23 protein-coding genes and 2 pseudogenes are annotated in these 21,834 nt (G+C 62.5%); 18 read left to right on the forward strand and 7 right to left on the reverse strand.

Annotation, left to right across the window (positions count from 1 at the left end; translation table 11 throughout):
* The 12 genes and pseudogenes from RLDS_RS56270 to RLDS_RS56960 form a co-directional block, all read left to right on the forward strand.
* A pseudogene (locus RLDS_RS56270) lies at window positions 1-467 on the forward strand (P-type conjugative transfer protein TrbL); the annotation flags it as partial.
* A 3-nt stretch (window positions 468-470) separates the two neighbouring features.
* Window positions 471-1,190, forward strand: coding sequence for a conjugal transfer protein TrbF (gene trbF / locus RLDS_RS39990; RefSeq protein WP_021226020.1), 720 nt, complete (start codon window positions 471-473; stop codon window positions 1,188-1,190).
* Entirely contained in the window at window positions 1,187-2,188 is a 1,002-nt protein-coding gene (gene trbG / locus RLDS_RS39995; RefSeq protein WP_021226021.1) for a P-type conjugative transfer protein TrbG, read from the forward strand. The genes trbF and trbG overlap by 4 nt, the downstream gene beginning before the upstream one ends.
* Before the next feature lie 11 nt (window positions 2,189-2,199).
* Entirely contained in the window at window positions 2,200-3,420 is a 1,221-nt protein-coding gene (locus RLDS_RS40000) for a TrbI/VirB10 family protein (protein WP_021226022.1), read from the forward strand.
* Between the two features lie 11 nt (window positions 3,421-3,431).
* On the forward strand, window positions 3,432-3,755 hold the full coding sequence (locus RLDS_RS57280) for a DUF2274 domain-containing protein (protein ID WP_021226023.1): 324 nt from the start codon (window positions 3,432-3,434) through the stop codon (window positions 3,753-3,755).
* A 3-nt stretch (window positions 3,756-3,758) separates the two neighbouring features.
* The gene (locus RLDS_RS40010) at window positions 3,759-4,073 is read left to right on the forward strand and encodes a DUF736 domain-containing protein (RefSeq protein WP_021226024.1); all 315 of its coding nucleotides are present in this window, start codon (window positions 3,759-3,761) and stop codon (window positions 4,071-4,073) included.
* Between the two features lie 4 nt (window positions 4,074-4,077).
* Window positions 4,078-4,797 carry a type IV toxin-antitoxin system AbiEi family antitoxin domain-containing protein gene (locus RLDS_RS40015; protein WP_199257945.1) on the forward strand — a complete coding sequence of 240 codons (720 nt, stop codon included), beginning with the start codon at window positions 4,078-4,080 and terminating at the stop codon, window positions 4,795-4,797.
* On the forward strand, window positions 4,794-5,714 hold the full coding sequence (locus RLDS_RS40020) for a nucleotidyl transferase AbiEii/AbiGii toxin family protein (RefSeq protein ID WP_021226026.1): 921 nt from the start codon (window positions 4,794-4,796) through the stop codon (window positions 5,712-5,714). The genes RLDS_RS40015 and RLDS_RS40020 overlap by 4 nt, the downstream gene beginning before the upstream one ends.
* Window positions 5,715-5,871: 157 nt before the next feature.
* Entirely contained in the window at window positions 5,872-6,999 is a 1,128-nt protein-coding gene (locus tag RLDS_RS40025; protein ID WP_021226028.1) for a three-Cys-motif partner protein TcmP, read from the forward strand.
* Window positions 6,989-7,783 (forward strand): DUF5131 family protein, encoded by a 795-nt coding sequence (locus tag RLDS_RS40030; protein WP_021226029.1) that lies wholly within the window; start codon window positions 6,989-6,991, stop codon window positions 7,781-7,783. The genes RLDS_RS40025 and RLDS_RS40030 overlap by 11 nt, the downstream gene beginning before the upstream one ends.
* A 113-nt stretch (window positions 7,784-7,896) precedes the next feature.
* On the forward strand, window positions 7,897-8,124 hold the full coding sequence (locus RLDS_RS40035) for a hypothetical protein (protein WP_021226030.1): 228 nt from the start codon (window positions 7,897-7,899) through the stop codon (window positions 8,122-8,124).
* 29 nt (window positions 8,125-8,153) lie between these two features.
* Window positions 8,154-9,200: pseudogene (locus RLDS_RS56960) on the forward strand (recombinase family protein); the annotation flags it as partial.
* A gap of 495 nt (window positions 9,201-9,695) precedes the next feature.
* Here RLDS_RS56960 and RLDS_RS55280 read toward each other — a convergent pair.
* On the reverse strand, window positions 9,696-11,513 hold the full coding sequence (locus RLDS_RS55280; protein WP_084514769.1) for a recombinase family protein: 1,818 nt from the start codon (window positions 11,511-11,513) through the stop codon (window positions 9,696-9,698).
* Window positions 11,514-11,906: 393 nt separating this feature from the next.
* Between RLDS_RS55280 and RLDS_RS40050 the strand changes: the two genes are divergently transcribed.
* Genes RLDS_RS40050 through RLDS_RS40070 form a run of 5 tightly spaced genes read left to right on the forward strand, consistent with a single transcriptional unit; the run spans window position 11,907 to window position 15,072 of the window.
* Window positions 11,907-12,245 (forward strand): hypothetical protein, encoded by a 339-nt coding sequence (locus RLDS_RS40050; protein WP_021226034.1) that lies wholly within the window; start codon window positions 11,907-11,909, stop codon window positions 12,243-12,245.
* The gene (locus RLDS_RS40055) at window positions 12,242-12,616 is read left to right on the forward strand and encodes a helix-turn-helix domain-containing protein (RefSeq protein ID WP_010339384.1); all 375 of its coding nucleotides are present in this window, start codon (window positions 12,242-12,244) and stop codon (window positions 12,614-12,616) included. The genes RLDS_RS40050 and RLDS_RS40055 overlap by 4 nt, the downstream gene beginning before the upstream one ends.
* Before the next feature lie 3 nt (window positions 12,617-12,619).
* Entirely contained in the window at window positions 12,620-13,630 is a 1,011-nt protein-coding gene (locus RLDS_RS40060) for an ImmA/IrrE family metallo-endopeptidase (protein ID WP_010339383.1), read from the forward strand.
* Window positions 13,631-13,646: 16 nt separating this feature from the next.
* Window positions 13,647-14,315: a C1 family peptidase gene (locus RLDS_RS40065; RefSeq protein WP_231746402.1), complete on the forward strand. Its 669-nt coding sequence runs from the start codon at window positions 13,647-13,649 to the stop codon at window positions 14,313-14,315.
* Window positions 14,287-15,072 (forward strand): hypothetical protein, encoded by a 786-nt coding sequence (locus RLDS_RS40070; protein WP_031298116.1) that lies wholly within the window; start codon window positions 14,287-14,289, stop codon window positions 15,070-15,072. Before RLDS_RS40065 ends, RLDS_RS40070 begins: the two co-directional genes overlap by 29 nt.
* Here the strand turns inward: RLDS_RS40070 and RLDS_RS40075 are convergent.
* The 5 genes from RLDS_RS40075 to RLDS_RS56275 all read right to left on the reverse strand — a co-directional run bounded on the left by RLDS_RS40075 (window position 15,036) and on the right by RLDS_RS56275 (window position 17,496).
* On the reverse strand, window positions 15,036-15,734 hold the full coding sequence (locus tag RLDS_RS40075; protein WP_010339380.1) for a uracil-DNA glycosylase: 699 nt from the start codon (window positions 15,732-15,734) through the stop codon (window positions 15,036-15,038). The two genes, RLDS_RS40070 and RLDS_RS40075, sit on opposite strands and share 37 nt — an antisense overlap.
* Complete coding sequence (locus tag RLDS_RS40080; RefSeq protein ID WP_231746403.1) at window positions 15,734-16,804, reverse strand: nucleoside triphosphate pyrophosphohydrolase family protein; 1,071 nt, start codon at window positions 16,802-16,804, stop codon at window positions 15,734-15,736. Before RLDS_RS40080 ends, RLDS_RS40075 begins: the two co-directional genes overlap by 1 nt.
* A gap of 95 nt (window positions 16,805-16,899) precedes the next feature.
* Window positions 16,900-17,097 (reverse strand): hypothetical protein, encoded by a 198-nt coding sequence (locus RLDS_RS40085; RefSeq protein WP_021226036.1) that lies wholly within the window; start codon window positions 17,095-17,097, stop codon window positions 16,900-16,902.
* A 20-nt stretch (window positions 17,098-17,117) separates the two neighbouring features.
* Window positions 17,118-17,312, reverse strand: a complete 195-nt coding sequence (locus RLDS_RS40090; RefSeq protein ID WP_021226037.1) for a hypothetical protein — start codon at window positions 17,310-17,312, stop codon at window positions 17,118-17,120.
* A 22-nt stretch (window positions 17,313-17,334) separates the two neighbouring features.
* A complete protein-coding gene (locus RLDS_RS56275) occupies window positions 17,335-17,496 on the reverse strand; it encodes a hypothetical protein (protein ID WP_021226038.1) in 162 nt (53 codons plus the stop codon).
* A 191-nt stretch (window positions 17,497-17,687) separates the two neighbouring features.
* Between RLDS_RS56275 and RLDS_RS40095 the strand changes: the two genes are divergently transcribed.
* On the forward strand, window positions 17,688-18,086 hold the full coding sequence (locus RLDS_RS40095) for a hypothetical protein (RefSeq protein ID WP_021226039.1): 399 nt from the start codon (window positions 17,688-17,690) through the stop codon (window positions 18,084-18,086).
* A gap of 2 nt (window positions 18,087-18,088) precedes the next feature.
* Here the strand turns inward: RLDS_RS40095 and RLDS_RS40100 are convergent, their stop codons facing one another.
* Window positions 18,089-21,832 carry a conjugal transfer protein TraG N-terminal domain-containing protein gene (locus RLDS_RS40100; RefSeq protein WP_021226040.1) on the reverse strand — a complete coding sequence of 1,248 codons (3,744 nt, stop codon included), beginning with the start codon at window positions 21,830-21,832 and terminating at the stop codon, window positions 18,089-18,091.
* Window positions 21,833-21,834: the final 2 nt, after the last annotated feature.

Genomic DNA, 21,834 nt, shown 5'->3' on the forward strand with positions numbered 1-21,834 from the left:
TTGCCGGCGCGCGCATGGCCGCTGGCGGCGGTCTTGTCGCCATCCGCGCGGGCACGGCGATGGGGTCTGCCGCTTCTTCTGCTTACCAACTGGGACAGGCGACCTCCGGGACGTCCGGCATGTCAGGCATCGCGGCCGGTGTCGGTGGCATGGTACGCGCCGCCGGCGGAGCCGCCACAAACGCCGCGCGCCAAGTCGCGGGTCGCGCCACTTCCTCTCTGAAACAAAGCGCCGATGCCGGACGCCGTGGCGCCTGGACGGCGACCGGCGGAACGCCGACCGTCTCCATGTCGGAGGCGAACGCCGCATCGGCGGGCATCCCCTCCAGTTCCCCGCCCGATTGGGCGAACCGCCTGCGCTCCGAACAGGCGGCGCGCGCCCATCGGCAGACCGCCACCCAAGCCATCAAGGACGGCGACCGGCCCGGCAACGGCGCCAATCCCTCTCTCAACGACAAGGACGACTGACCCATGCTGTTCAAGCGACCGATCCAGCGATATGGCACGACGCCAGAGCCCGTTACTCCCTATCAGAAGGCTGCGCAGCTCTGGGACGAGCGCATCGGCGCGTCCCGTGTCCAGGCGAGAAACTGGCGGCTCATGGCCTTCGGCTGCCTGGCGCTATCTGTCGGTCTTTCCGGCGGCTTGCTCTGGCAGTCGCTGCAAAGCCGCGTCACGCCCTATGTGGTCGAGGTCGACAAGTTCGGCGAGGCGCGCGCCGTCGCGCCGGCGATCCAGACCTACCAGCCGGCCGACGCCCAGATCGCCTGGCACCTCGCCCGCTTCATCACGAACGTCCGTTCGGTTTCCACCGATCCGGTGCTGGTGCGCCAGAACTGGCTGTCCGCCTACGATTTCGCCACCGACCGCGCCGCGCTGTTCCTGAACGACCACGCCAAGAAGAACGATCCGTTCAGCGCGATCGGCACCCGCAGCGTCTCGGTGCAGGTGACGAGCGTTGTGCGGGCCTCCGACGCCTCCTTCCAGGTCAAGTGGACCGAGCAGGTCTTCGAGCGCGGCAGCCTCGCCCGAACCGAACGCTGGACCGCGATCCTGACCGTCGTGATCCAGACCCCGCGCACCGCCGAGCAGCTCCGCAAGAACCCCCTCGGCGTCTTCATCAACGCCATCGACTGGTCGCGCGAGCTCGACACTGCGGCGCCGCAATTGCCCAAGGAGTCCTCTCAATGAAGAAGAATGTGTTCGTCATATCCGTCTCGGCGCTGGCCTTGTCCGCTTGCGCCACAAAGCCTTTGCCGCCGGCGATCAGCTACGACTCCGACGATTTCAAGCCGGCCGTCATCGACCAGGAACCGGCCAAGCCGGTGGAGATCGTCGAGGTGCCGAAGGTTCTGCCATTGCCGGGCCAGCTTCAGCCAGAGCCCGGCGAGGTGACCGAGGACAAACGTCCGCCGACCCAACGGGTCGAGGACGCCAACAAGGCGGCGACGCAGGAGCCGACGAAATACGGCTATGTCAACGCCATCCAAGTCTATCCCTATGCGGAAGGGGCGCTCTATCGCCTCTATGCGGCGCCCGAGCGGGTGAGCGACATTGCCCTGCAGCCCGGCGAGAAGCTGACCTCGGTTTCCGCCGGCGATACCGTGCGTTGGGTGATCGGCGATACGGTGAGCGGCACGGGCGACAGCGAGCGCATCCACGTGCTGGTCAAGCCCTTCGCGCCGGGTCTCAAGACCAATCTCGTCATCACCACCGACCGGCGCGCCTATCACCTCCAGCTCGAAAGCACCGAGAGGACCGCCATGGCGGCGATCTCCTGGACCTATCCGTCCGACCAGATCACGGCGCTCCGACGCCAGAACGCGGCCGCCCAGGCCGCACTGCCGGTCGCCTCGAATGTGGCGTTGGAGAACATCCGCTTCCGCTATGCCATCACCGGCGACAATCCACCCTGGAAGCCGCTGCGCGCCTTCGACGACGGCCACAAGGTCTATATCGAGTTCCCCCGCCGCATCGACCAGGGCGAGGCGCCGCCGCTCTTCGTCGTCGGCGCCGACGGTGGCAACGAACTCGTCAACTACCGTATGCGCGGCAATTACTACATCGTCGACCGCCTCTTCGCCGCCGCCGAGCTGCGCCTCGGCGCCCGGCCGCAGCAGGTCGTGCGGATTTCCCGGACCGACGGGACGCCGCGGCGCACCGCGCTGTTCCCGGGCACGGACCGGTAGGGGGAGGGGCTATGACGGATTCCGCCGCACCCACGCCGCAACCCGCCGGCTCGTCCAAGCGCGATCCCGGCAAGCTGGACCTGCGCGCCGCGCCCCGCCGTGTCGTGCGGTTCAAGCGCGGCCTTGTCATTGGCGCGGCCGCGCTCGGCTCCGGCGCCATCCTCGGCGTTACCATGATGGCGTTGCAAGGCCCGGCCCTGCGCATCCAGGACCAGGCCGAGGAGCTCTACAACACCGAGCGCAAGCCGACCCCGGATGGCCTTGCCGCGCTGCCCGGCGATTACAGCCAGGTCCGTCCCCAGACACCTGAATTAGGTCCACCGCTGCCGGGTGATCTCGGACGACCGATCCTCGAACACCAACGGCAGCTTGGGATCGCGCCGGGAGGGCCGGAATTGTCGGCCGAGGAGCAGCGGCGCGCCCAGCAGGCCATCCAGGCGAAGGAGGCCGGCGTCTTCTTCCGTATCGAGAACCGGCCGCGGCAGGACACGCCGGCAGTGACGGGCCAGTCCCAGCAAACGGCTGCCACGGAAACTGTTTCGCCCGACGCCAACCGCCTGACGCTCGACCCCGAACGCGACCATAACAACCAGCAACGCAAACTCGACTTCCTGAATCAGCGCGACACCGGCGGTATCTATAACCCGCACACCCTGCAGACGCCGGCCTCGCCCTATCAGGTGATGGCCGGCAGTGTGATCGCCGCGAGCCTGATCACCGGGATCAATTCCGACCTGCCGGGCCTCGTCGTCGCCCAGGTCACCGAAAACGTCTACGACACGGTGACCGGCCGCGCACTGCTCATCCCGCAGGGCTCGCGCCTGATCGGCACCTATGACAGCGTGATTGCCTTCGGCCAATCCCGCGCGCTGCTCGTATGGCAGCGCATCATCCTGCCCAACGGCTCCTCCATCGAGATCGACAATCTGCCCGCCACCGACACCGCCGGCTATGCTGGGCTCGAGGATGAGGTCGACTACCACACCTGGCGCCTCATCAAGGGCATAGCGCTCGCCACCCTGCTTGGCGTCGGCACGGAACTGAGCCTGGGCAGCGACGAGAGCGACCTGGTCCGGGCCATCCGCGAGTCAACTCAGCAGAACGTCAACCGGGCCGGCCAGCGCATCACCGAGAAGAACCTGAACATACAGCCGACCATCACCGTCCGTCCCGGCTGGCCGCTCAGGATCATCGTCCACAGGGATCTCGTATTGCGCCCCTACCAGGGCTGAAAGGATCGATCATGGCCAATCTGAAACTCGGAAAACTCCCCGACCGCACGCCGGCGAAGATCACCATCACGATGGGCGCTGACCTCAACCAGGCGCTCCGGGATTATGCGACCCTCTACCGCGCCACCTACGGCGAGGCCGAATCCGTCGCCGAGCTCATTCCCTTCATGCTGGAGGCCTTCCTCGACAGCGACCGCGCCTTCGCCAGGGCGCGCAAGGAGGGGTTGCCGGAGACGGACACCGACAAACCGGCCCGCCGCACCCGCTCACCCCGCGCGGGCGATACCGAAGCGGCGTCGCCCACTGTCTCATCCACATCGCAATTCCAGGAGTGACCCATGCAAATCGGCGCCTTCACTTTGTCCAATGACGGCGGCTGGACCGGCTCCATCCGCACCCTCACCATCGACGCCAAGGTCCGGCTCGTCCCCAATGACGACCGGACCCATGACAACGCCCCGGCATTCCGCGTCCTCGTTGGCAACGCCCGCATCGGTGACGCCTGGGATGCCCGGACAACGGGCGATCACCCGAAATACTATCTCCGCGTCCGTCTCGACGACCCGAGCCTTCCCGAGCCCTTCACCGCCGCCCTGTTCCCCTCCGAGGAGGGGGATCGGGCGCAGCTCGTCTGGAACAGGCGGCGGGAGTAGCAGTATGAGCGCCATACTCGTGGTCGAGCTGTTTAGTTCCGGTTGCAGGGGATCAAGGGGCGTGATACAAAGTCTCGGCATTTATGTGTTATTGCCGAGCATACGGAATATGGCAGGAACGGCTCAAGGAACGCTGAAGGATCGTGCGATCACCGTCGCCAGGGAGCGCGGTATCGCGCGCGCGCGCGATTTCGATGCGGCGGGCATTCCGCGCGCCTACCTGCGGAGGCTGCAAGACGAGGGGCTTCTGGTGCGTATGGGGCGCGGCCTCTATCAGCTTGCCGATGCGGAATGGTCCGAGTCCCACAGCCTTGCCGAAGCCGCTCGGGCTGTGCCCCACGGTGTTATCTGCCTGCTCTCCGCGCTTAGATTCCACGAACTCACCACGCAACTGCCACATCAGGTGTGGATGCTGATCGGTCACAAGAAGTGGGCGCCCAAGAATCCTCCGGTATCACTACGCATCATCCGCGCCACCGGCGACGCCCTCACCGCCGGGGTGGAGCGGCACACAATCGAGCAGGTGGAAGTACCTATCACCAATCCCGCCAAGACGGTCGCCGACTGTTTCAAATACCGCAGCCAAGTCGGTCTCGATGTGGCCATCGAAGCGCTGAGAGACTGTCTCCGAAGCCGCCGCGCCACGGTCGATGACATTTGGCATTTTGCCGCCATCGACCGCGTACAGAACGTGATGCGGCCCTATATCGAGGCCACGGTATGACCCCGAAACCTCCACTCAAAAACGTCGGCGCCTCGGTCCGGGCACGGCTCACCCGGCGCGCAAGCGAGCGCAAGGAAAACGTCCAGCTTGCGCTCACCCGTTTTGCCATCGAGCGGCTTCTCTATCGGCTGAGTCTGTCGCCCCACAGGGATCAATTCGTGCTGAAGGGCGCCATGCTGTTCAGCCTCTGGACGCCCACGCCCTATCGGGCAACTGGCGATCTCGATCTTCTAGGATACGGCGACGCGGCGCCGGAGCGGATCGCTGCGGTCTTCCGCGAAATTTGTGGGATCGACGTCGAGGACGATGGAGTGGTCTTCAAGCCGGATACCCTGCGGGCCGAGCCGGCTCGGGCTGAAGACGAATATAGCGGCGTCCGGATCACCATGACCGCCGAGATCGCCGGCGCGCGCCTGCCCATCCAGATCGACATCGGATTTGGCGATGCGGTGATCCCGGCCGTGCAGGACATCGACTATCCCTCGCTGCTCGATATGCCGGCGCCCCGGCTGCAAGCCTACCCGCCCGAGACGGTCGTAGCCGAGAAATTCCAGGCGCTGGTCGCGCTCGGCATGCTCAACAGCCGCATGAAGGATTTCTTCGACCTCTGGGCGATCTCGGAGACGTTTTCCTTCAACGGACCGGTCCTCGCGCAAGCTATCGCCGCGACCTTCGATCGCCGCCGCACGGACATCCCCACGGATACGCCCATCGCCCTGACGCCGGCCTTTGCCGAAGACGCCGCGAAGCAGGCGCAGTGGCAGGGATTCCTGCGCCGGACCGCGATCGCCATGGCCCCTGGTCCCTTTGCCGAGTTGCAGGCCAGGGTGGCCGCGTTCGTTCTACCGCCCGCCCATGCTCTTGTGGCTGGCAAGACCTTTGACGGGAAATGGAGCGCGGGTGGCCCGTGGAAATGAGGCGCCATGCTGGCCCGCAAGACTGCGTTGAGGATGCCTCATATGGCTTGCGGTTCTCAGCTGCTGCTCATTCCACGCCTACAGATGTTGAAATTGTTCTCTTTTTGTTCCATTCTGCCGTAACGCCGGGGCGACAGCAAGGGGAGGTTGGTCGCAGATGAAGGCAAAGAAATTCTTCGAGGAACGCTCGGACCAGTCCGAGGTAAAGGCACGAATTGTCACGAAATATTTCTTCGCTTGGGCGCGAGTGATAATGCCGACCGCCGCCAAGCATGGCGGTAAAATCGCTTACATCGACCTTTATGCGGGGCCTGGGCGCTACAGGGATGGTGCCGCATCGACACCCCTTCTCGTCCTTCAGACTGCGCTCGACGACGCCCGTATGGCGCAGATGCTCGTCTCCTACTTTAACGACGCCAGGAACGAGAATACGGCAACCCTTCAAGAGGAGATAAACAAGCTGCCGGGTATCGAGAAGTTCACATACAAGCCGATCGTCACCTGCGGCGAGGTCGATGATGAAGCTGCCCGGTACTTCAACGAGACAAAACTCATTCCTTCCTTCTCGTTCATCGACCCGTTCGGATACAAGGGGCTTTCTCTGAACATCATCAAGGGCGTGATCAAAGATTGGGGGTGCGACTGCGTTTTCTTCTTCAACTACAATCGCATTAATGCGGGCATCGGCAACCAGTTCGTAGCCCAGCATATGGACGACCTCTTCGGCCGGGAGCGGGCCGAAGCACTGCGCAAGCGGCTGCCAGGGCTGAGCCCTGAGCTGCGCGAGGCGGCGATCCTTGAGGAGCTAGCGAACGAAATAAAGCGGCTTGGCGGTACGTACGTCCTTCCGTTCACATTCAAGAATGCAGCAGGAACTCGGACATCGCATAAGCTGATTTTCGTCTCGAAGCATTTCCGCGGATATTCCATAATGAAAAGTATCATGGCTGGAGAAAGCTCCACCCATGATGAAGGTGTTCCGTCACTCACATATTCGCCAGCGGATGCGTCGATGCCGCTGCTGTTCTCGCTGGCCCAGCCCCTCAGCAAACTCAAGGAGAGTCTCCTCGCTACCTTCGCAGGGCGGGAGGTGAATTTCACTCAGATCTATGAAACACACAGCGTTGATACGCCTTATATTGACAAAAACTATCGCGAAATACTGAAACAGCTTGAAAATGAGGGGGTTATCAACGTGCGCTCGACAAAGGGCAAGCGCCGCGCCGGAACCTTCGCCGATCATGTGCTGATCAAATTCTCCGGGGGAGGGCATATTGGCCACTAACTCGTCAATCGAATGGACGGAATCGACCTGGAATCCGGTTGTCGGCTGCACGGTCATCTCGCCGGGATGCACCAACTGCTACGCCATGAGGCTGGCTCGGCGTTTGGAGGCAATGGGGCAGCCGAAGTACGCGGGTACGACCCGCATGTCCGGCGGTAAGCCCAAGTGGAACGGCGTGGTTCGTGTCGATGAGGACAGCCTGAAGCTCCCGGCCACTTGGAAAACGGGGAGAATGATCTTCGTCAATTCGATGTCGGATTTGTTTCATGAAGATGTGCCGCTGGAGTTCATCCAACGAGTGTTCGCAACAATGCAGGAGACTCCCCAACACACTTACCAGATCCTGACGAAGCGAGCTGAGAGGCTGGAGGAATTATCCAATGCTCTTACCTGGCCGCGGAACGTCTGGATGGGCGTCAGCGTCGAGAATGCTGACTATCAGTTTCGCATCGATCACCTACGAAGGACAGGCGCGGCCGTTAGATTTCTGAGTCTCGAACCCCTGCTTGGATCACTGGATGATCTTGATCTAGAGCGCGTCGACTGGGTGATTGCTGGCGGTGAGAGCGGGCCGGGGGCGCGCCCAATAGACCCGGACTGGGTGCGGTCGATTCGTGACCAGTGCATCCAAGCCGGAGTTGCTTTCCACTTCAAGCAATGGGGCGGCGTGAACAAGAAGAAGACTGGCCGGATGCTTGACGGAAGAACCTGGGACCAGTTTCCGATACCTGCGGGATCGAGAGTCGATGCTGCGGACTCCCAGATGTCGGTGGGCATCCTTTGAGCGACATGCAAGTCGGCATGAACGCATGATGAGCGTACATAAGGGCCATAAGAGTAATCCGCGCCTCGGGTGATCCTTTTCCAGTGTGTACCAATACTGGAAAGGTTCGACCCATGAAGGAGAAGGAGGACCAGGCGGCCGCGGTCATCCCGCCCCCGGCGAACGATAACGGCCCCGAGCAAGGGGCCGCGCAAGAAGCGGAGCGGCACCTGGATACCATTGCGCGAGCCATCGGCCGCCATATTGCTCGCGAACACATCAGGGCCTGGGAGCGGGAGCGGCGGAAGCGGGCGGCCAACGACAACCGGCCAATGGAAGAGGGGCGGGAACCGGATGGGTGAAATCCGCCCTTGAGAGAAAGGAAAGTCTCATGACCCGCGTTGCGCTATACGCCCGCTATTCCTCGGACAATCAGAGCGTTTCCTCCATCGAGGACCAGTTCCGCATCTGCCGGGACCAGGCGGCGCGGGAGAAGTGGAAGGTGGTGGGCGCTTTCAAGGACGCCGCCATTTCAGGTGCGAGCGTCACCTTGCGGCCGGGTATTCAGGCGCTCTTGCAGGACGCGCAGTCGGGCAAGTTCGACATTGTGCTGGCGGAAGCGCTGGACCGTATCAGCCGCGACCAGGCCGATGTCGCCATTCTCTACAAGCATTTCAAGTTTGCCGGCGTGACGCTCGTGACGCTCGCCGAGGGCGAGATTTCTGAGCTGCATGTCGGTCTCAAGGGCACGATGAACGCCCTGTTCCTGAAAGATCTCGCCGCCAAGACCCATCGCGGTCTGCGTGGCCGCGTCGAGAAGGGAAAGGCAGGCGGCGGGCTCTGCTATGGCTATGACGTTGTGAAACGTCTCAACGGCGATGGCGAGCAGGCCCGCGGCGAGCGGAAGATCAACGAAGCCGAGGCCGAGATCGTCCGCCGCATCTTTCGCGAATTCGCCGCCGGCAAGAGCCCCAAGGCTATCGCCGCCGATCTCAACCGCGACGGTATTCCTGGCCCCAATGGCAAGGCTTGGGGAGACACCACGATTCGCGGCCATGTCTGCCGCGGTACCGGCATCGTCAACAACGAGCTCTATGCCGGTGTGCTGGTCTGGAACCGGCTGCGCTACATCAAGAACCCGGCGACGGGAAAGCGCGTCTCGCGGGTCAACCCGGAGTCCGAGTGGATCAGGACCGAGGTGCCGGACCTGCGCATCGTCGACGAAGACCTATGGCAGGCGGCGCGGCGGCGGCAGGAGGAGATCTCCAGGCAGTTCGAGAATGTCACCAAAGGCGTGCGCGCCTATCGTGCCAAACACGTCAACGAACTGCGCCGTCCGGCCTTTCTGTTCTCGGGCCTGCTCAAATGCGGCTGCTGCGGCGGCAATTACGGCATCATCACCCGTGACCGGTATGGCTGTCTCAATCGCTATCGGCGGGGTACCTGCGACAACGGCCATACCATCCGTCGCGATGAGATCGAGCAGCGTATTCTCTCCGGCCTTACCGAACGGCTGGTTTCGGCCGACCGGGTCGCCAAGGCCGTGCGCGCCTATGCCGAAGCGCTCAACAGTCAGAACCGTGAACGCCGGGCGCAGGCGGAGCTTGACCGCAAGGCGCTGGAGAAGATCGAACGCGGCATCGCCGGCATCATTGCGGCGATCGAGGATGGCATGTATCAGCCGGCCATGAAGGATCGGATGGAAGACCTGGAACGCCAGAAGGCGGATGTCCTGGCGCGCATGGAACAGGCGCCCGAGGACGTTCCGGACATCCACCCCAACATCGCCGAAATCTACAAGGCCAAGGTGACGCAATTAAGCGAGTCTCTGGCCGATCCCGAACTGCGCGATCAGGCCGCCGAGGCGTTCCGCGCGCTGGTGGACGAAGTGGTGCTTGAGCCCGGCGACAAGCGCGGCGAGGTCAACGCCACCTTACGCGGCGAGGTGATGAACATCCTCGACATCGTTTCCGGGCGCAAAACCCGAAACCGGCCTCAAGTTATAACAAAAGACGTTGCGGGTCCCCGCAACCACCGATACCGACAAACCAGATTTTCCTGGCTTTTGTCGGTCACGGTTGGATCGCCCTCCCGCAACCACAGAAACCGACATACCTGGGCCCCCTGATGCGAAAGCATCGGAGGGGCTGTCGGCATTGGCCCAATTGCGCCGTTCCAGCCATTCGAGAATGGTCCCAAACTCGCCGTGCAGCGTGGCGTTGACCTCGCCGCGTTTGGCGCCGGGCGTCAGAACGATGCGCTCGATGAGAGCGCGTAGCGCGTCGGCCGCCTCCTGCCGCTCCTCCGGATGCGCCAGGGCTTCCGCAAAGCGCTCCACCTTGCGGCGATAGATCTCCGAGATATTCGGATGGATGTCCGGTACATCGGCCGGAGCCGCAGCGAGCCGGGCGCGAATGGCGTCTTCCTGCGCCTCGAGTTCCAGCAGTTGATCAACGAGTGAGCGCGTTCCCTTGCCTTCCGTTGCGAGTGTCACCAGTCCCTTGATAGCTTTGAGGACCTTGTCGAGCTCAGCCCGATCGGCGGTATCTGTCGCGCGACGCTGGCGATTGATGCGATTGGTTTCTTCGACGCAGGTACGAATGGCTTCGGCCGCGACTTCGGGACTCATCAACCGGTCGCGCAGACCGTCGAGAACACGCGCTTCCAGCTTCTCGCGTGCAATACTATGCCCATTGGCACAGCTGCTCGTGTCTATGTGGTTCGAACAGGCAAACCGCCCCTGCCCGCGAAGGGTATAAGACCCACCGCAGCAGCCGCAGTAGACGAGGCCGGACAGCAGGCTCTTTGGGCGATGGGTCCGGTTCATCGCATTGTGGGCCGAGCGCGTCGCCTCGATGACGCCGGCATATTGGATCGCAATATCTTCCTGTCGGGCTTTTACGGCCTGCCAGAGTTCGTCATCCAGGACCCGCAGATGAGGCACGTCAGTAACGATCCACTCGGACTGCGGATTGATACGGGAGACACGCTTGCCGGTCTGGGGGTTCTTCAGGTAGCGCAGGCGGTTCCAGACCAGCTTGCCGATATACAACTCATTATTGATCAAGCCTGTTCCACGCTTTGCGTGACCCCGAATCGTAGTCGATGTCCAGAGCTTGCCGGTCGGTGCGGCTATCCCCGCTTCATTGAGGCGGCAGGCAATCGCATGCGGACTGAGACCATTGGCAAACTGGCGGAACACCTGCCGGACAACTTCCGCTTCAGCGTCGTTGATGGTGCGCTCGCCGTGAACTGCCTCACCTTCGCTGGAAAAACGACGCACGACGTCATAGCCGTAGCAAAGGCCGCCGCCGGACTTGCCTTTCTCGACGCGTCCGCGAAGGCCACGATGGGTCTTCTTGGCAAGATCCTTGAGGAAGAGGGCGTTCATCGTGCCCTTCAGGCCGACATGCAGTTCCGAAACCTCGCCCTCGGCCAGGGTCACGATCTTCACGCCCGCGAACTGAAGGTTCTTGTATAGCGTTGCCACGTCGGCCTGATCGCGGGAGACGCGATCAAGTGCTTCAGCGAGCAGCACATCGAAGCGGCCCATCTGGGCGTCCTGAAGCAGCGCCTGAATACCGGGCCGCAGGATGACGCTCGCACCCGAGATCGCGGCATCCTTGTAACTACCGACGATGCGCCAGCCTTCGCGCGCAGCCTGTTCGCGGCAAACCAAAAACTGATCCTCGATGGAAGCTGGGCTCTGCTTGTCATCGGAATAGCGGGCATAGAGCGCTGCGCGGGTCATTTCTGTCTCCTGGATCGGACAAAACGTAACATGATGTTCTTTGCAGGCCAAATGAGGCGCTGTTTGAATAGGATTGCTACTTACAATGTCGCCCTCTTGTAGGACGGCTTCCATCACGACGCCGCCAACTTGCAGGCGGTGAAAACGACACGGGCGATAGAAACCCTCCAGCACTGCTAGCGGCACACAATGTGGCGACCGTGTTGTGGTACAGGCTGGTGGCCATCGCAGCGATTTCACGGAGGCGACATCGTCGGAACCATGGTCGGACGTCCATGACAGAGATTTCAAAAGCCAGCGCTGGTCCACGCACCATGCGCGACGATCAGGTCTTGCATGTCGGAAATTCCAACATTACATTCTGCAGATGTAGTCGAATCGTGCGAGGCTTGAATGGCAACAGTTGCTCCTCCCGCGCCAACCGCTCCTGCCTTTCCTAAGGCGGATGTCATCAAGGCGCTCGTCGATGAATTGCTAGAAGTCGCACGTATCGAGGCGCAATTGCGCGGCATCGCGCTCCCAAAAGATCAGGGTGCCGCAATGAAGGCGCCGATTGCGCTCGACTCGCTTTCGGTCGTAGACACGCTCTGCGCCATCGAGACGGTCATCGGGATCGAACTGCGCGATAATATTGTCCAGACCGGTGGTTACGCTTCGGTGGAGGAAGCGCTCGGCCATCTTGTTCCTCGTATCGAGAAAGTCTGGGTGAAGAAAAAAGGATCCAAGCCATGAACGGTATGGCTATCCGGCAGGAGAATGACGAGCTGGAGCGCAAGCAGCTAGGTGACCGGCTGCGAGAGGCGCGCAAATATCTTGGGCTCAAGCAGGATGAGGTTGCGACCTATCTTAAAATTCCGCGCACCGCCCTTACCGACATCGAAAGCGGTCAGCGACGGGTTGAGGCAATTGAACTTACACGTCTCGCCAAGCTCTATCGCCAGTCAGTTGGCTATTTTACGGGCGAGGATGAAGCTTCGGCAAGCTTGCCTGCCGATGTGGCGCATCTCGCACGCCGCGTTGCCGATCTCTCGGCCGACGACCGCGCTGAACTCAGTCGCTTTGCTGAATATCTGCGCGCGCGGTCGGGTGGGGGACAAGTCTGATCCATGGCTCGGGACTATGACGGCGCGGTGCGCGCGGGGACCATGGCGGCGGGGCGCCTGCATCGCCAACTCGGTACTCAGGCCCTTATCGAGAGCCAGGGAGGCAATATTGATGTGTTCGGGGCGATCCATGCGCTCGGCCTGCCGCTCCTGCTCCGTCCGCTCAAAGGGCTTCTCGGCGCTTATCTGAGCGTGCCGATACCGGGGGTTCTGGTAACGACCGAGCGGCCGATGAGCATCCAGCGCTTCACCGCAGCGCACGAACTCGGTCACTTCTCGATGAAGCACGAACCGAGCCTTGACGATGAAAGCATTCTGCGTCGCATGCCGATGAGCCCAGAACCGGGTCAGGCCTTCGAGGAAACCGAAGCCGACGCATTCGCGGTCGCTTTCATGATGCCCAAATGGTTGATCGGCCTGCACTGCGCCCGTCAGGGTTGGCAGGCGAGCGACCTTCGGCGTCCTAATATCGCCTACCAGCTCTCACTGCGCGTCGGTGCGAGCTATGAAGCGACGTGCCGCACGCTTGTCCGCTATGGCATCATCAGGCCCGCAATCATGCGAGAACTGCTCGATACCCAGCCGCGTAGCCTCAAGGTCGATCTCCTCAAGGATTATCGCCCCGAAAATTATCGCGGCGATGTTTGGCTCCTGACCGAGCGAGACGAGGGCACGCGGCTGGACGGCAGCCGCAATGACCTGTTTGTGCTGCGGCTGCAGGAAAACAGCGGCGGCGGTTACCTCTGGGATCTCGACCAGCTAATCGCCAGCGGATTCGCGGTCGTGCGTGACGAAAGGGAGGCGTTCGAAGCCGATGCGATCGGCGGCCCGACCGTCCGCCGCGTCACCGCTGCGCCCGAGGAAGCCCAGCGCGGTCGCATGTCGCTAAGCGAACGGCGCCCTTGGCAGCCGACCATGACTCATGCGAGCCTGACCATCGAGTTCGACCTCACCGGCCCGGAACAGGAAGGCCTGTCTCGCGCCGAGCGGCGCCATCTGCTCGAGGCTGCCTGACCCCATGATCGATATCGTGACTGATCTTAGGCCGATGCTCGGCCCTGTCCGTGATCAAGGCGCGCGGCCGACCTGTCTCGCCTTTGCTGCGAGCGACGCGCATGCCGCCTTGCGCAACGGCTGGACGCCGCTTTCCTGCGAGTTCGCTTATTATCACGCGCAACGTCGCGCCAAACGACCGCATCAGAGCGGCGCAACCTTGTCGTCGATGCTCGAAACGTTGCGGACTGACGGTCAGCCGGCCGAAGCGGGCTGGGTCTATCTCGATAAAGTGCCGGACGACATTGCTGCATGGGCGCCGCCGACGACAGTTGGCCAATGCTTTGGCCGCGATGGGGGCGCTGCCGCCATTGACCTCACCAGCATACTTGTCGCGCTCGATCAGCAGCGACCGGTGATGCTGCTCACGAAACTGTCACGGTCATTCTACATGCCGGGCTCCCAGGGAGTGATCGATCCGGCCAACGACGAGATGCCGGACGACACTCTAAGGCATGCTATCGTCGCGGTCGGCCACGGCACGACCGACGGCCAGTCCGCCCTGCTTGTCCGCAATAGCTGGGGGGAGAGTTGGGGCATCGATGGCCATGCCTGGCTCACCGAGAAATTCCTGAAGCCGCGCCTCTTTGCGACGGCAATCCTGACGGGGGATGTCGATGTATCTTCCAGTGCCGCCGCAGCCTGATTGTGTCTCGGCGTGGCGCGAAGCGGTCCGCCTCGTCGACCAGCAGTCACAGCATCACGCCTACAATGTGATTATCGACGTCGTCGATCCGCTGGCGCGTGCGAGCCTTGCTGATCCGGTAATCGCCGCAGTGGATGCCTTTCATCAGGCGCACGATGCCAAGCGCATCGAGACGGTCGCCAATACAATTTTCCCGGCCGGGCTCTATCGGCGCTACGGCTTCCCCAATTTCTTCGATCGCTTTAGGGACAATGTGCTGCCCAAGGTACGAGGCAAGAAGCCCACCTGGTCTGGCTATTATTTCGAGCGGATGATGCTGTTGCCGCAGGCACAGGGCGAGCCGTTGAACCAGCTCGAGGAGATTATCGGTCGCTTGAAGAACCCTAATGTCCGGGCGCTCAACAAGTTCGAGTTAAGCGTTTTCGATCCGCTACGCGATGTCGATGACTCGCCATATGGCGGGCAATGCCTGAGTTTTGCGAGCTTCAAGCTCATCGGCGAGGGCGCAGATCGCAGGCTCGGCCTCACCGCTATGTACCGCAACCATTATTATATCGAGAAGCTGCTCGGCAATCTCATCGGCCTCGGCCGTTTGCTCGACTTCGTCGCGACGGAGGCGAAGATTCCCAGGGGCTCGCTGACCATCGTCTCAACCCATGCCAAGATCGACACCGATAAGTGGAACCGCAGCGCGATCCTGCCGATGCTGAGCGCGTGCGATCAGGCCAGCGCGCAACTTCTGGCTACGGCCCCATAGAGCGGCAGTTCGGGGGAGGCCGGTTCCCGTCCGTTGATTCCATAAAGATCGAACATGCCGTCGATGAACTCGCGCTGCCCGCCATAGCTTGGGTGGCGGATCGCAGTGGTGGGGATATTCAGCCCGTCAAGCGCCAGATGCGCATCGCGTCCGATGGCGACGATGCGCTTTGGACGCACCATCGAGACCAGCGCCTGCAAGAACGGCCAGGTAGCCTCGCGTTCGGCGCGTGTGTGGCAGCGATTGGACATGGGATCGCCTTCCTCATGTGGATGAAACGGAAAGACGTTCCACAGCATGACAGGTTGGCCAATGCGGCCAAGCACCTGCCAGACGATAGCAGCAGTGCGCTCGGCAATCGCAGGGCCTTGGGTGGCGCGCTCCAGCGCGATGCCGCCCATGAGCGCCGCCGCATGGTTCAGATGGATTTCATCAGTCAGCGGCACGCCGGTGCGACGACCGCCGCGATAGCCGAGGTCACGAGCGATCCAGATGGTCTCGACCCGCGCGTCTAGCGCCGCAACGAGTACGCGTTCAAGATTGGCGCGCCGCCGGGCAGCGGCGTCGCGGCGGTCGTGAATGGCGCAGCGATCACGCCATGGATTGAACACTGAGGGAAGATCCGCCGCTGCCAGTGCCGACACGAAGCTTTTGGGGGTCATCACGGCAACTCCTTGATGGTTAGGCGGCGGCGCGCGAAATCGATGCCGATTCGCGCGCGGCGGTTCTTCTGCAGGAAGCGAAACGCCGCATAACCCTGGAGAATTGCCTCTTCCCAGAGCCACAGCGGGCAGTGCTCGGCCTCGTAGCCGGCGACGAATTGGCGAACATGCTTCAACATGTCCAGCGGAAGTCCGCCCGGCTTCACACCTTCGAAGAATTGAAGCTGTTGAGCCTTGCCGAAAAGCCACGATGTTACGCCTTCTTCGATGAGGACCGCGCGGGCGCCGTCCTCAACCTCGTCAAGCTTGGGATCGCTCTTGCGCTTGAGCCGCAGCAGCGCCCGGATCACCGGGGACCATCCCAGCACCGCGACATAGGCATAGTGGAAGACGTCGTGGAACCGATAATCGTCAGGCTCGATCGCATTGTCGGTAAGCCGATCGCCCACATAGACACCGCTCGACCGCTGAAACACATAAGCTTGGCCGCGCACGGTCCGCTCGTAAATGTCGATTTGCATTTTACGCGGGAGTTGTTCTTCCGGGTCGCAGCCCTCATCGAGCGGCGGCGGATAGCAACGTTCGCGCGGCCAGCGATCGAAGATCTTTTGGAGATTCTTGAGCGCAGCGATTTCAAGCGGAACGCCGGACTCGGTCGCGGCTTGGATCAGCCGGCGCATGACGTTGACTAACAGGTCAGCCATGACCTGGCGACCAGGCTCGCTGGCACCTACCCTGATGAGCGTTCCGACGTCGCCGGCGAGCGCGAGGAGGCTATGCTCGAACTCTGCCGTTGGCGCCTTGGCGATCGGCATGTGGGCGGGCTGTAGTGCGTGAAGGGTCAGCGTACCGTTACCGCCGGCCTTGTGGGTGCCTCTGGGCGCGAGCGCTGCTGTGGCGATATCGCTTAATGCAAGTCGGTAGCGGCGCGACACCGCTGCCAAATACCAGAGGACATCGCCAATCTCCTCCGCGACCGCCTCTGCATAACCGAGATAGGAGGCGGCATCGCGCTGCTTCTTCTTCGCCTCGGTAAGCAGGCTTCCGGTTTCACCGAAGAGGCCGAGCATCGTGAAACCGGCCGTGCCTGGCCCCTTGCGCTGATCGGTCCGCGCAGCTTGCCGCGCATATTCATCGATCGTGAGCGCTTCGTCATCGGGCGACATCAGCCGCGCTTCCGCCGGTCGGTGATGGCATCGCCGGGGACCGTCACGCCATAAGCTTTGAGCGCGCGGAGCACGACCATGCGGATCGGCTCGCGGCTGTCGAGCGCGCGTTGCCCAAGGTCGCGCTTTGTGATGGCCGGAACCTGGATTTGAAGATGCTCATCATCCCCCTTTCCATCCGCGTCTCCATATTTCATGAAACCATGTAATCGTATTTTCATGAAATATGGAAGTGAATTTGCAAATTTTGGCCGTTAGAGTTCAGCGCCTCGTCAGCATTGCTGAGCTGCTGCCAACAATCTTCTAATTCGGCGAAAATGAGACGTTCAGGCAATTTGCCGTGGGGCCGGGAAACGAAAATCCACTCCAACCGGTGCTGATCCATCACCTTTAACGGCTGCTCGGTCAGCACGTCCCGGTCAGGCTAACGGTGTTCAATGCGGCTCTTCCGGAGCCTGGGTCTCTTTCGCGATGTGCTCTTCATGGAGTTCGCGAGCCATCTGACGCCCGAGAAGGCGAGCCAACCGGATGATCGCGGCATCCGCTGCGGGAGAGATATCCGGTTTGTCGGCCGGATGGCGCGACTTGCTTTTCATGGCTGCGTAACCGCTCGACCCGCGAAATAGGTCGGTATCGGGACAAGGAACGGACCGACTTGAAGTGGAGAAAGAGTGGTGGGGAGGCCGAAATCGCACGAGCGGGCTGTTTCGTCGGAGCGGACAAGAGCAGCTGAAGGTTTTGCCACATCGTCATCCGTGCTATTCTTCTTTCCGGAAAGGCTCTGCTCATGCAGGAATTTACCGAACCTGATCAGATGGACGAGGCAGCCCCGCAAGCGCCGTCTCCGCGCGCTGCGGATTGGTTCTGGCGCCCATGGTATGCGAAAGTCACCTGGGCGTTGACGCTGCTCTACTGGATCGGCCTCGAGGGTATGCTTGCGGTGCCTTTCGACCGGTTGAACATCTATCTGGTCAACACAATGGTCCTGTTGATCTTCGTCTTTAATCCGATCTCTGTCGTTGCGGTCCTCGGATATGGCTTCCTCAAGGCCAAGGTCGCCTGCGGAGAGTGGATCATTACGCCAGGACCGCCCCCGGAAAGACCAATTATTGATCCCTACACCGATCCGTTCGACTCGCGCTCGGGCGACATCCATCTGCGACACATAGGAGTGATCCAGGATTGACATCATGGATCCCGACGCTCCTTGAAGCTTGAATCCCCGTCAGCCATTCCATTGTCGCGGTCGAACAATAGCCGACCGGTACCAAGGATCGACGATTGCTCCATCGATGTGATCGGACCCGTGACATCGAAGGTGCCACGCCCAGCATCGGCCTGCTTCAGATACCGGTTGCGCAGACCATCATTGCCAAGCACACGTTCGCTGAGTTCTTGGGCAAAAGTCTCCTCGGGACGACCGGAGCGTGCGGCTGCTTTCTCGGCAGCCGCGATAGCATCCCGCACATCATAGTTCACCACGTCGATGGAAGAGCGAGCCGAGACCGCCGCTACTCCTCGATCGACAATGTCGGCGTTCAACCTACCGCTCAGCGAGCCTGTGGCGCTGCTTTTGCCGCCACCTTTTTCTTCGCCGCCCTTGTCGCCGGAACCAACTCCGCGCGAGGCTGAAGCCGTGAGATCGCCGGAGATGCTCTGACTGTCCGCGGTTGAGTGCTCCGCCGACCGTGAAAGCGACCTCTGCCATCCGGTCTGCACCATGATCGCCGTGACATCGCGCTCCAGCGTATCGGCAACCTGCGGCTTGAGCCGCCAGTTGCCGCGCCGATCCATCTCGAACCCACCGCGAAGCCATCTGGCCATGGCGGCCTGACCTTCCTTGCCGCTGCCAAGAAAATGCTCGATCGTATCGGGACCCGCCTGCTTGCCGGCTTCGAACCGCGTGCTGGTGTCGTTGCGCGCCGACTGGCTGAACCCGGTGCTGCTGGAAACGAGCAGATCATTGTGCGCAAAGCTGAGCCGCGCGTGCCCGCCATTGGCGATTGCACCGAGCTGGCCCTCGTTGATGAGGCCGCCGCGCCACATCTGCGCCGCAAGCTCCGGTGTCAGGTTGAGGCTGACATCGCCATTCTGGCTCATCGCGATCTGTCGCTTGGACATCTCGACGCCATGCTCGCGCAGAAGCGCCTGCGTACGGGTGAGACGCTCCTTGTCGACGATCCCGGTCAGCCGCTCGTTGCGGGCACGGTCGGCGATCCCCTCCGCGCCGCCTTCGGCCATATCGACCTGGTTGCCGGCCGTGCCGGCGAGCGCGCGGATAAAGGAATCGAGCCGCGCGGCCTCACGAACCGATACGCCCGCCGCCGCCGCGCCTTCGGCAAAGCCTGCATTGTCGGCCTGTCGCCGCTGTTCGCCGATTTGCGCATTGCTGCGCACGCCGTCGGGCCCGATCTCCCGCTGGGCATCGAGCTTGCCCGAGCGTTCGGCAAAATCATAGCCTGCAGCTTCCCTCGTGCGCCCATAGACGCTCGTACCCTCCCGCGCCGCCTCTGCGGTCGCACCATCGGCCGTGCCGACCTGGACTGCGGCATTGTAGCCCTCCAGTGCGCGCAGTACCTGTGCCTCGTTGCGCCCTGTCGAACGCGATAGCTGCGTGATGGCACTCGCCCGCGCCTCGCCCGACAGGGAATTGATGAACCCGATGCGCCGGCTGGTTTCAGTAACGGAGAGCCCGAGCATCGCGGCGGCCTGCCGCTGCCCCTGATTCCCACCGGTCCGATGCGCCTGCTCGGTCGCGACATTGCCGCGCTCGACCGCTGCGACCCTGTCGCCGGCATAGTCGCGCCGCCCTTCCATCGCGCCGACCTGCGTCTGCGCCGCAGTCAGGTCGTTGCGCAGCATCTGCTCCTGATCGAAGGCATTGGCCGTCAGCTTCGCGAAGGTCGGATCGGCGCTTGCCTGCCCGATCACTGTAGACGCCTTCAGAGCGGCATCCCTGGCATCATAACCGTTGCGCTCGAAATGCCGTTGGGCACCCGATTGCATCATGTCATAGGCACGTTGGTCGCCGAACGCCTTCCACTGCACCATGTTCTGCGCAAAGGCGGCAAAGGCCCGCTCTCCGGATTGCCCTTCCCCAAAGTAGCTCGTGCCGAGTTTACGCAGCGCGTCGCCCTGTGCAAAACCATGGATCGCTGTCGTTGCGGCGTTGCTGCGTATCGCGCGCGCGGTGGCAGGATCGCTCAGATCCCGTCCGACAACCGCAGGGGACAGGCCGCCCAGTTCCCGGGCGGCATCGGCCCGCCCCAAGCCGAACGCTGCCGTCCCTGCCGCGCCCCCGCCATGCTCTCCCGCGACACTTCCCGCCGCCCCGAAGGCCCGGTCGAGGCCAAAGCTGCTGCGTTCGCCAAAGTCGCCGAACCCGGACGAAGCCGAACGCCGCGCCTGGGTGCCGCCGGCCGAAGCCTGCGCTTCGAGCGCCGAGGCATAACCCTCGCTGGTTCCCACCGTCGCGGCGGCCATGCTGCCCTGGCCCTGCACGCCGAGCATGCCCGAGGTGAAGGCAGTGAACATGTTGCCCGAGAAGCGGAACACGGTGAACACGAAGGCGCCGGCAAGACCGGCTGCGGCGGTCCGGAACGAGCCGAAGATGGCAAGTGCCTTCATCGCGGCCGATGGCGCGAGAATCCAGCTGTCGGCCGCAACATGGGTGGCGCGCAGTTCCGCCAGCACATCCATCGCCCGTCCCAGGGTAAGCTGGTAGATGCCGGCATCGATCACGCCCCAGAGCGCCACGAACACGAACAGTCCCAGCGCAAAGCTCGCGACCCTGAGGTTGATCGGCGTCAGGATGAAGAGCAGCGCGATCGGCATCATCATGAGCATGATCGCAAAGACCGAGGCGCGGATGGTCGGCATCCACTCGTTGGCGGTCGAGAGCGTCGCCAGCCCATTGGACTCGATTGCCCGGTTCGCCATCACCCGCGCGGTCGCTGCCGGGGAATCCTCGAACAGGACGTCGCCGACGGTCTGTCCCAGCAGGACGTTTGTCAGGAACTTCTGTCGGCTCATCGATTGCCCGAGCATCATGTCGCCGAGCGCGTCGATTTGCTGGCGGCAGCGGTCACGCTGGGTCGCTTGGGTCACGTCGAAGCCGGTACGGGCACAGACCTGGTCGCTATAGGCGTCGAACAACGTGCTGTCAGCCAGCCGATCCGCAATATAGCCCCAGGCCGCATCGCAGCTCATCGTCGTCCCGGCCTTGTCACTTGCGGTATAGACCGTCGAAAATGTCGCCGGGCCGGCCATCGCCGCGAACGAGGCGGGAAGGTCGGTTGAGGTCCGAAACAACTGATCATCATCGACACCATAGGCGGGCGAAACACGCGCCACCGGATAGCATTGCCGCACATAGTCCTTCACCGTCGCATCGAGGAACGTGTCGACGATCGGACTGCGCGGGGACACGGCGTTCAGGAACAGGTCGAACGCATGACCGCCGGCACCGAACTCCAGCTTCGCATTGGGATCGGTGGTGTTGTCGTCGATGGTCTCGGCAAGGGCCCGCTCCATGAGGTTGGTGACGCCCGCGACCAGCACGATCAGATTGGGCACGTCGCCGACCGGCTGGTAGGCGTTGCGCACCCGGTCATAAATGTGGACCGTGCCGGTCGTGGCGATCATCCCCACGAACAGGCCAATGCCGATCAGCATCTGGAAGCCGAAGGCGACAAGGCCCATGCCAGAACCCTTGATGCTTGCCAGCACCGCACCCATGGCGATGCCGGCCACCGCGATGATCACGACCAGCGTCTCATAGCGCGGATCGCTGAAGATCATGGCGACGAGGTGGAAGGCATCGACCGTTTCGGCAAAACCGTCCCAGGTATGATAGCTGGCGTCGATCGCCAGCGCGGGCGTGGCACCCAAAAAGCCCAGGAGACCGACGAGGAGGCGGATGAAGCGGCGCATGA

This window comes from Sphingobium lactosutens DS20, assembly GCF_000445105.1.
GTDB lineage: Bacteria > Pseudomonadota > Alphaproteobacteria > Sphingomonadales > Sphingomonadaceae > Sphingobium > Sphingobium lactosutens.

Bases quoted from the DNA above. Each gene is read 5' to 3' on its own strand.
- trbG (WP_021226021.1), top strand. From the start codon at position 1,187: ATGAAGAAGAATGTGTTCGTCATATCCGTCTCGGCGCTGGCCTTGTCC.
- RLDS_RS40010 (WP_021226024.1), top strand. From the start codon at position 3,759: ATGCAAATCGGCGCCTTCACTTTGTCCAATGACGGCGGCTGGACCGGC.
- RLDS_RS40020 (WP_021226026.1), top strand. From the start codon at position 4,794: ATGACCCCGAAACCTCCACTCAAAAACGTCGGCGCCTCGGTCCGGGCA.
- RLDS_RS40015 (WP_199257945.1), top strand. From the start codon at position 4,078: ATGAGCGCCATACTCGTGGTCGAGCTGTTTAGTTCCGGTTGCAGGGGA.
- RLDS_RS40080 (WP_231746403.1), bottom strand. From the start codon at position 16,804: ATGCTCGGCCTCTTCGGTGAAACCGGAAGCCTGCTTACCGAGGCGAAG.
- RLDS_RS55280 (WP_084514769.1), bottom strand. From the start codon at position 11,513: ATGACCCGCGCAGCGCTCTATGCCCGCTATTCCGATGACAAGCAGAGC.
- RLDS_RS40055 (WP_010339384.1), top strand. From the start codon at position 12,242: ATGAACGGTATGGCTATCCGGCAGGAGAATGACGAGCTGGAGCGCAAG.
- RLDS_RS40060 (WP_010339383.1), top strand. From the start codon at position 12,620: ATGGCTCGGGACTATGACGGCGCGGTGCGCGCGGGGACCATGGCGGCG.
- trbF (WP_021226020.1), top strand. From the start codon at position 471: ATGCTGTTCAAGCGACCGATCCAGCGATATGGCACGACGCCAGAGCCC.
- RLDS_RS40025 (WP_021226028.1), top strand. From the start codon at position 5,872: ATGAAGGCAAAGAAATTCTTCGAGGAACGCTCGGACCAGTCCGAGGTA.
- RLDS_RS40070 (WP_031298116.1), top strand. From the start codon at position 14,287: ATGTATCTTCCAGTGCCGCCGCAGCCTGATTGTGTCTCGGCGTGGCGC.
- RLDS_RS57280 (WP_021226023.1), top strand. From the start codon at position 3,432: ATGGCCAATCTGAAACTCGGAAAACTCCCCGACCGCACGCCGGCGAAG.
- RLDS_RS40075 (WP_010339380.1), bottom strand. From the start codon at position 15,734: ATGACCCCCAAAAGCTTCGTGTCGGCACTGGCAGCGGCGGATCTTCCC.
- RLDS_RS40095 (WP_021226039.1), top strand. From the start codon at position 17,688: ATGCAGGAATTTACCGAACCTGATCAGATGGACGAGGCAGCCCCGCAA.
- RLDS_RS40100 (WP_021226040.1), bottom strand. From the start codon at position 21,832: ATGCGCCGCTTCATCCGCCTCCTCGTCGGTCTCCTGGGCTTTTTGGGT.
- RLDS_RS40050 (WP_021226034.1), top strand. From the start codon at position 11,907: ATGGCAACAGTTGCTCCTCCCGCGCCAACCGCTCCTGCCTTTCCTAAG.
- RLDS_RS40085 (WP_021226036.1), bottom strand. From the start codon at position 17,097: ATGAAATATGGAGACGCGGATGGAAAGGGGGATGATGAGCATCTTCAA.
- RLDS_RS40000 (WP_021226022.1), top strand. From the start codon at position 2,200: ATGACGGATTCCGCCGCACCCACGCCGCAACCCGCCGGCTCGTCCAAG.
- RLDS_RS40035 (WP_021226030.1), top strand. From the start codon at position 7,897: ATGAAGGAGAAGGAGGACCAGGCGGCCGCGGTCATCCCGCCCCCGGCG.
- RLDS_RS56275 (WP_021226038.1), bottom strand. From the start codon at position 17,496: ATGAAAAGCAAGTCGCGCCATCCGGCCGACAAACCGGATATCTCTCCC.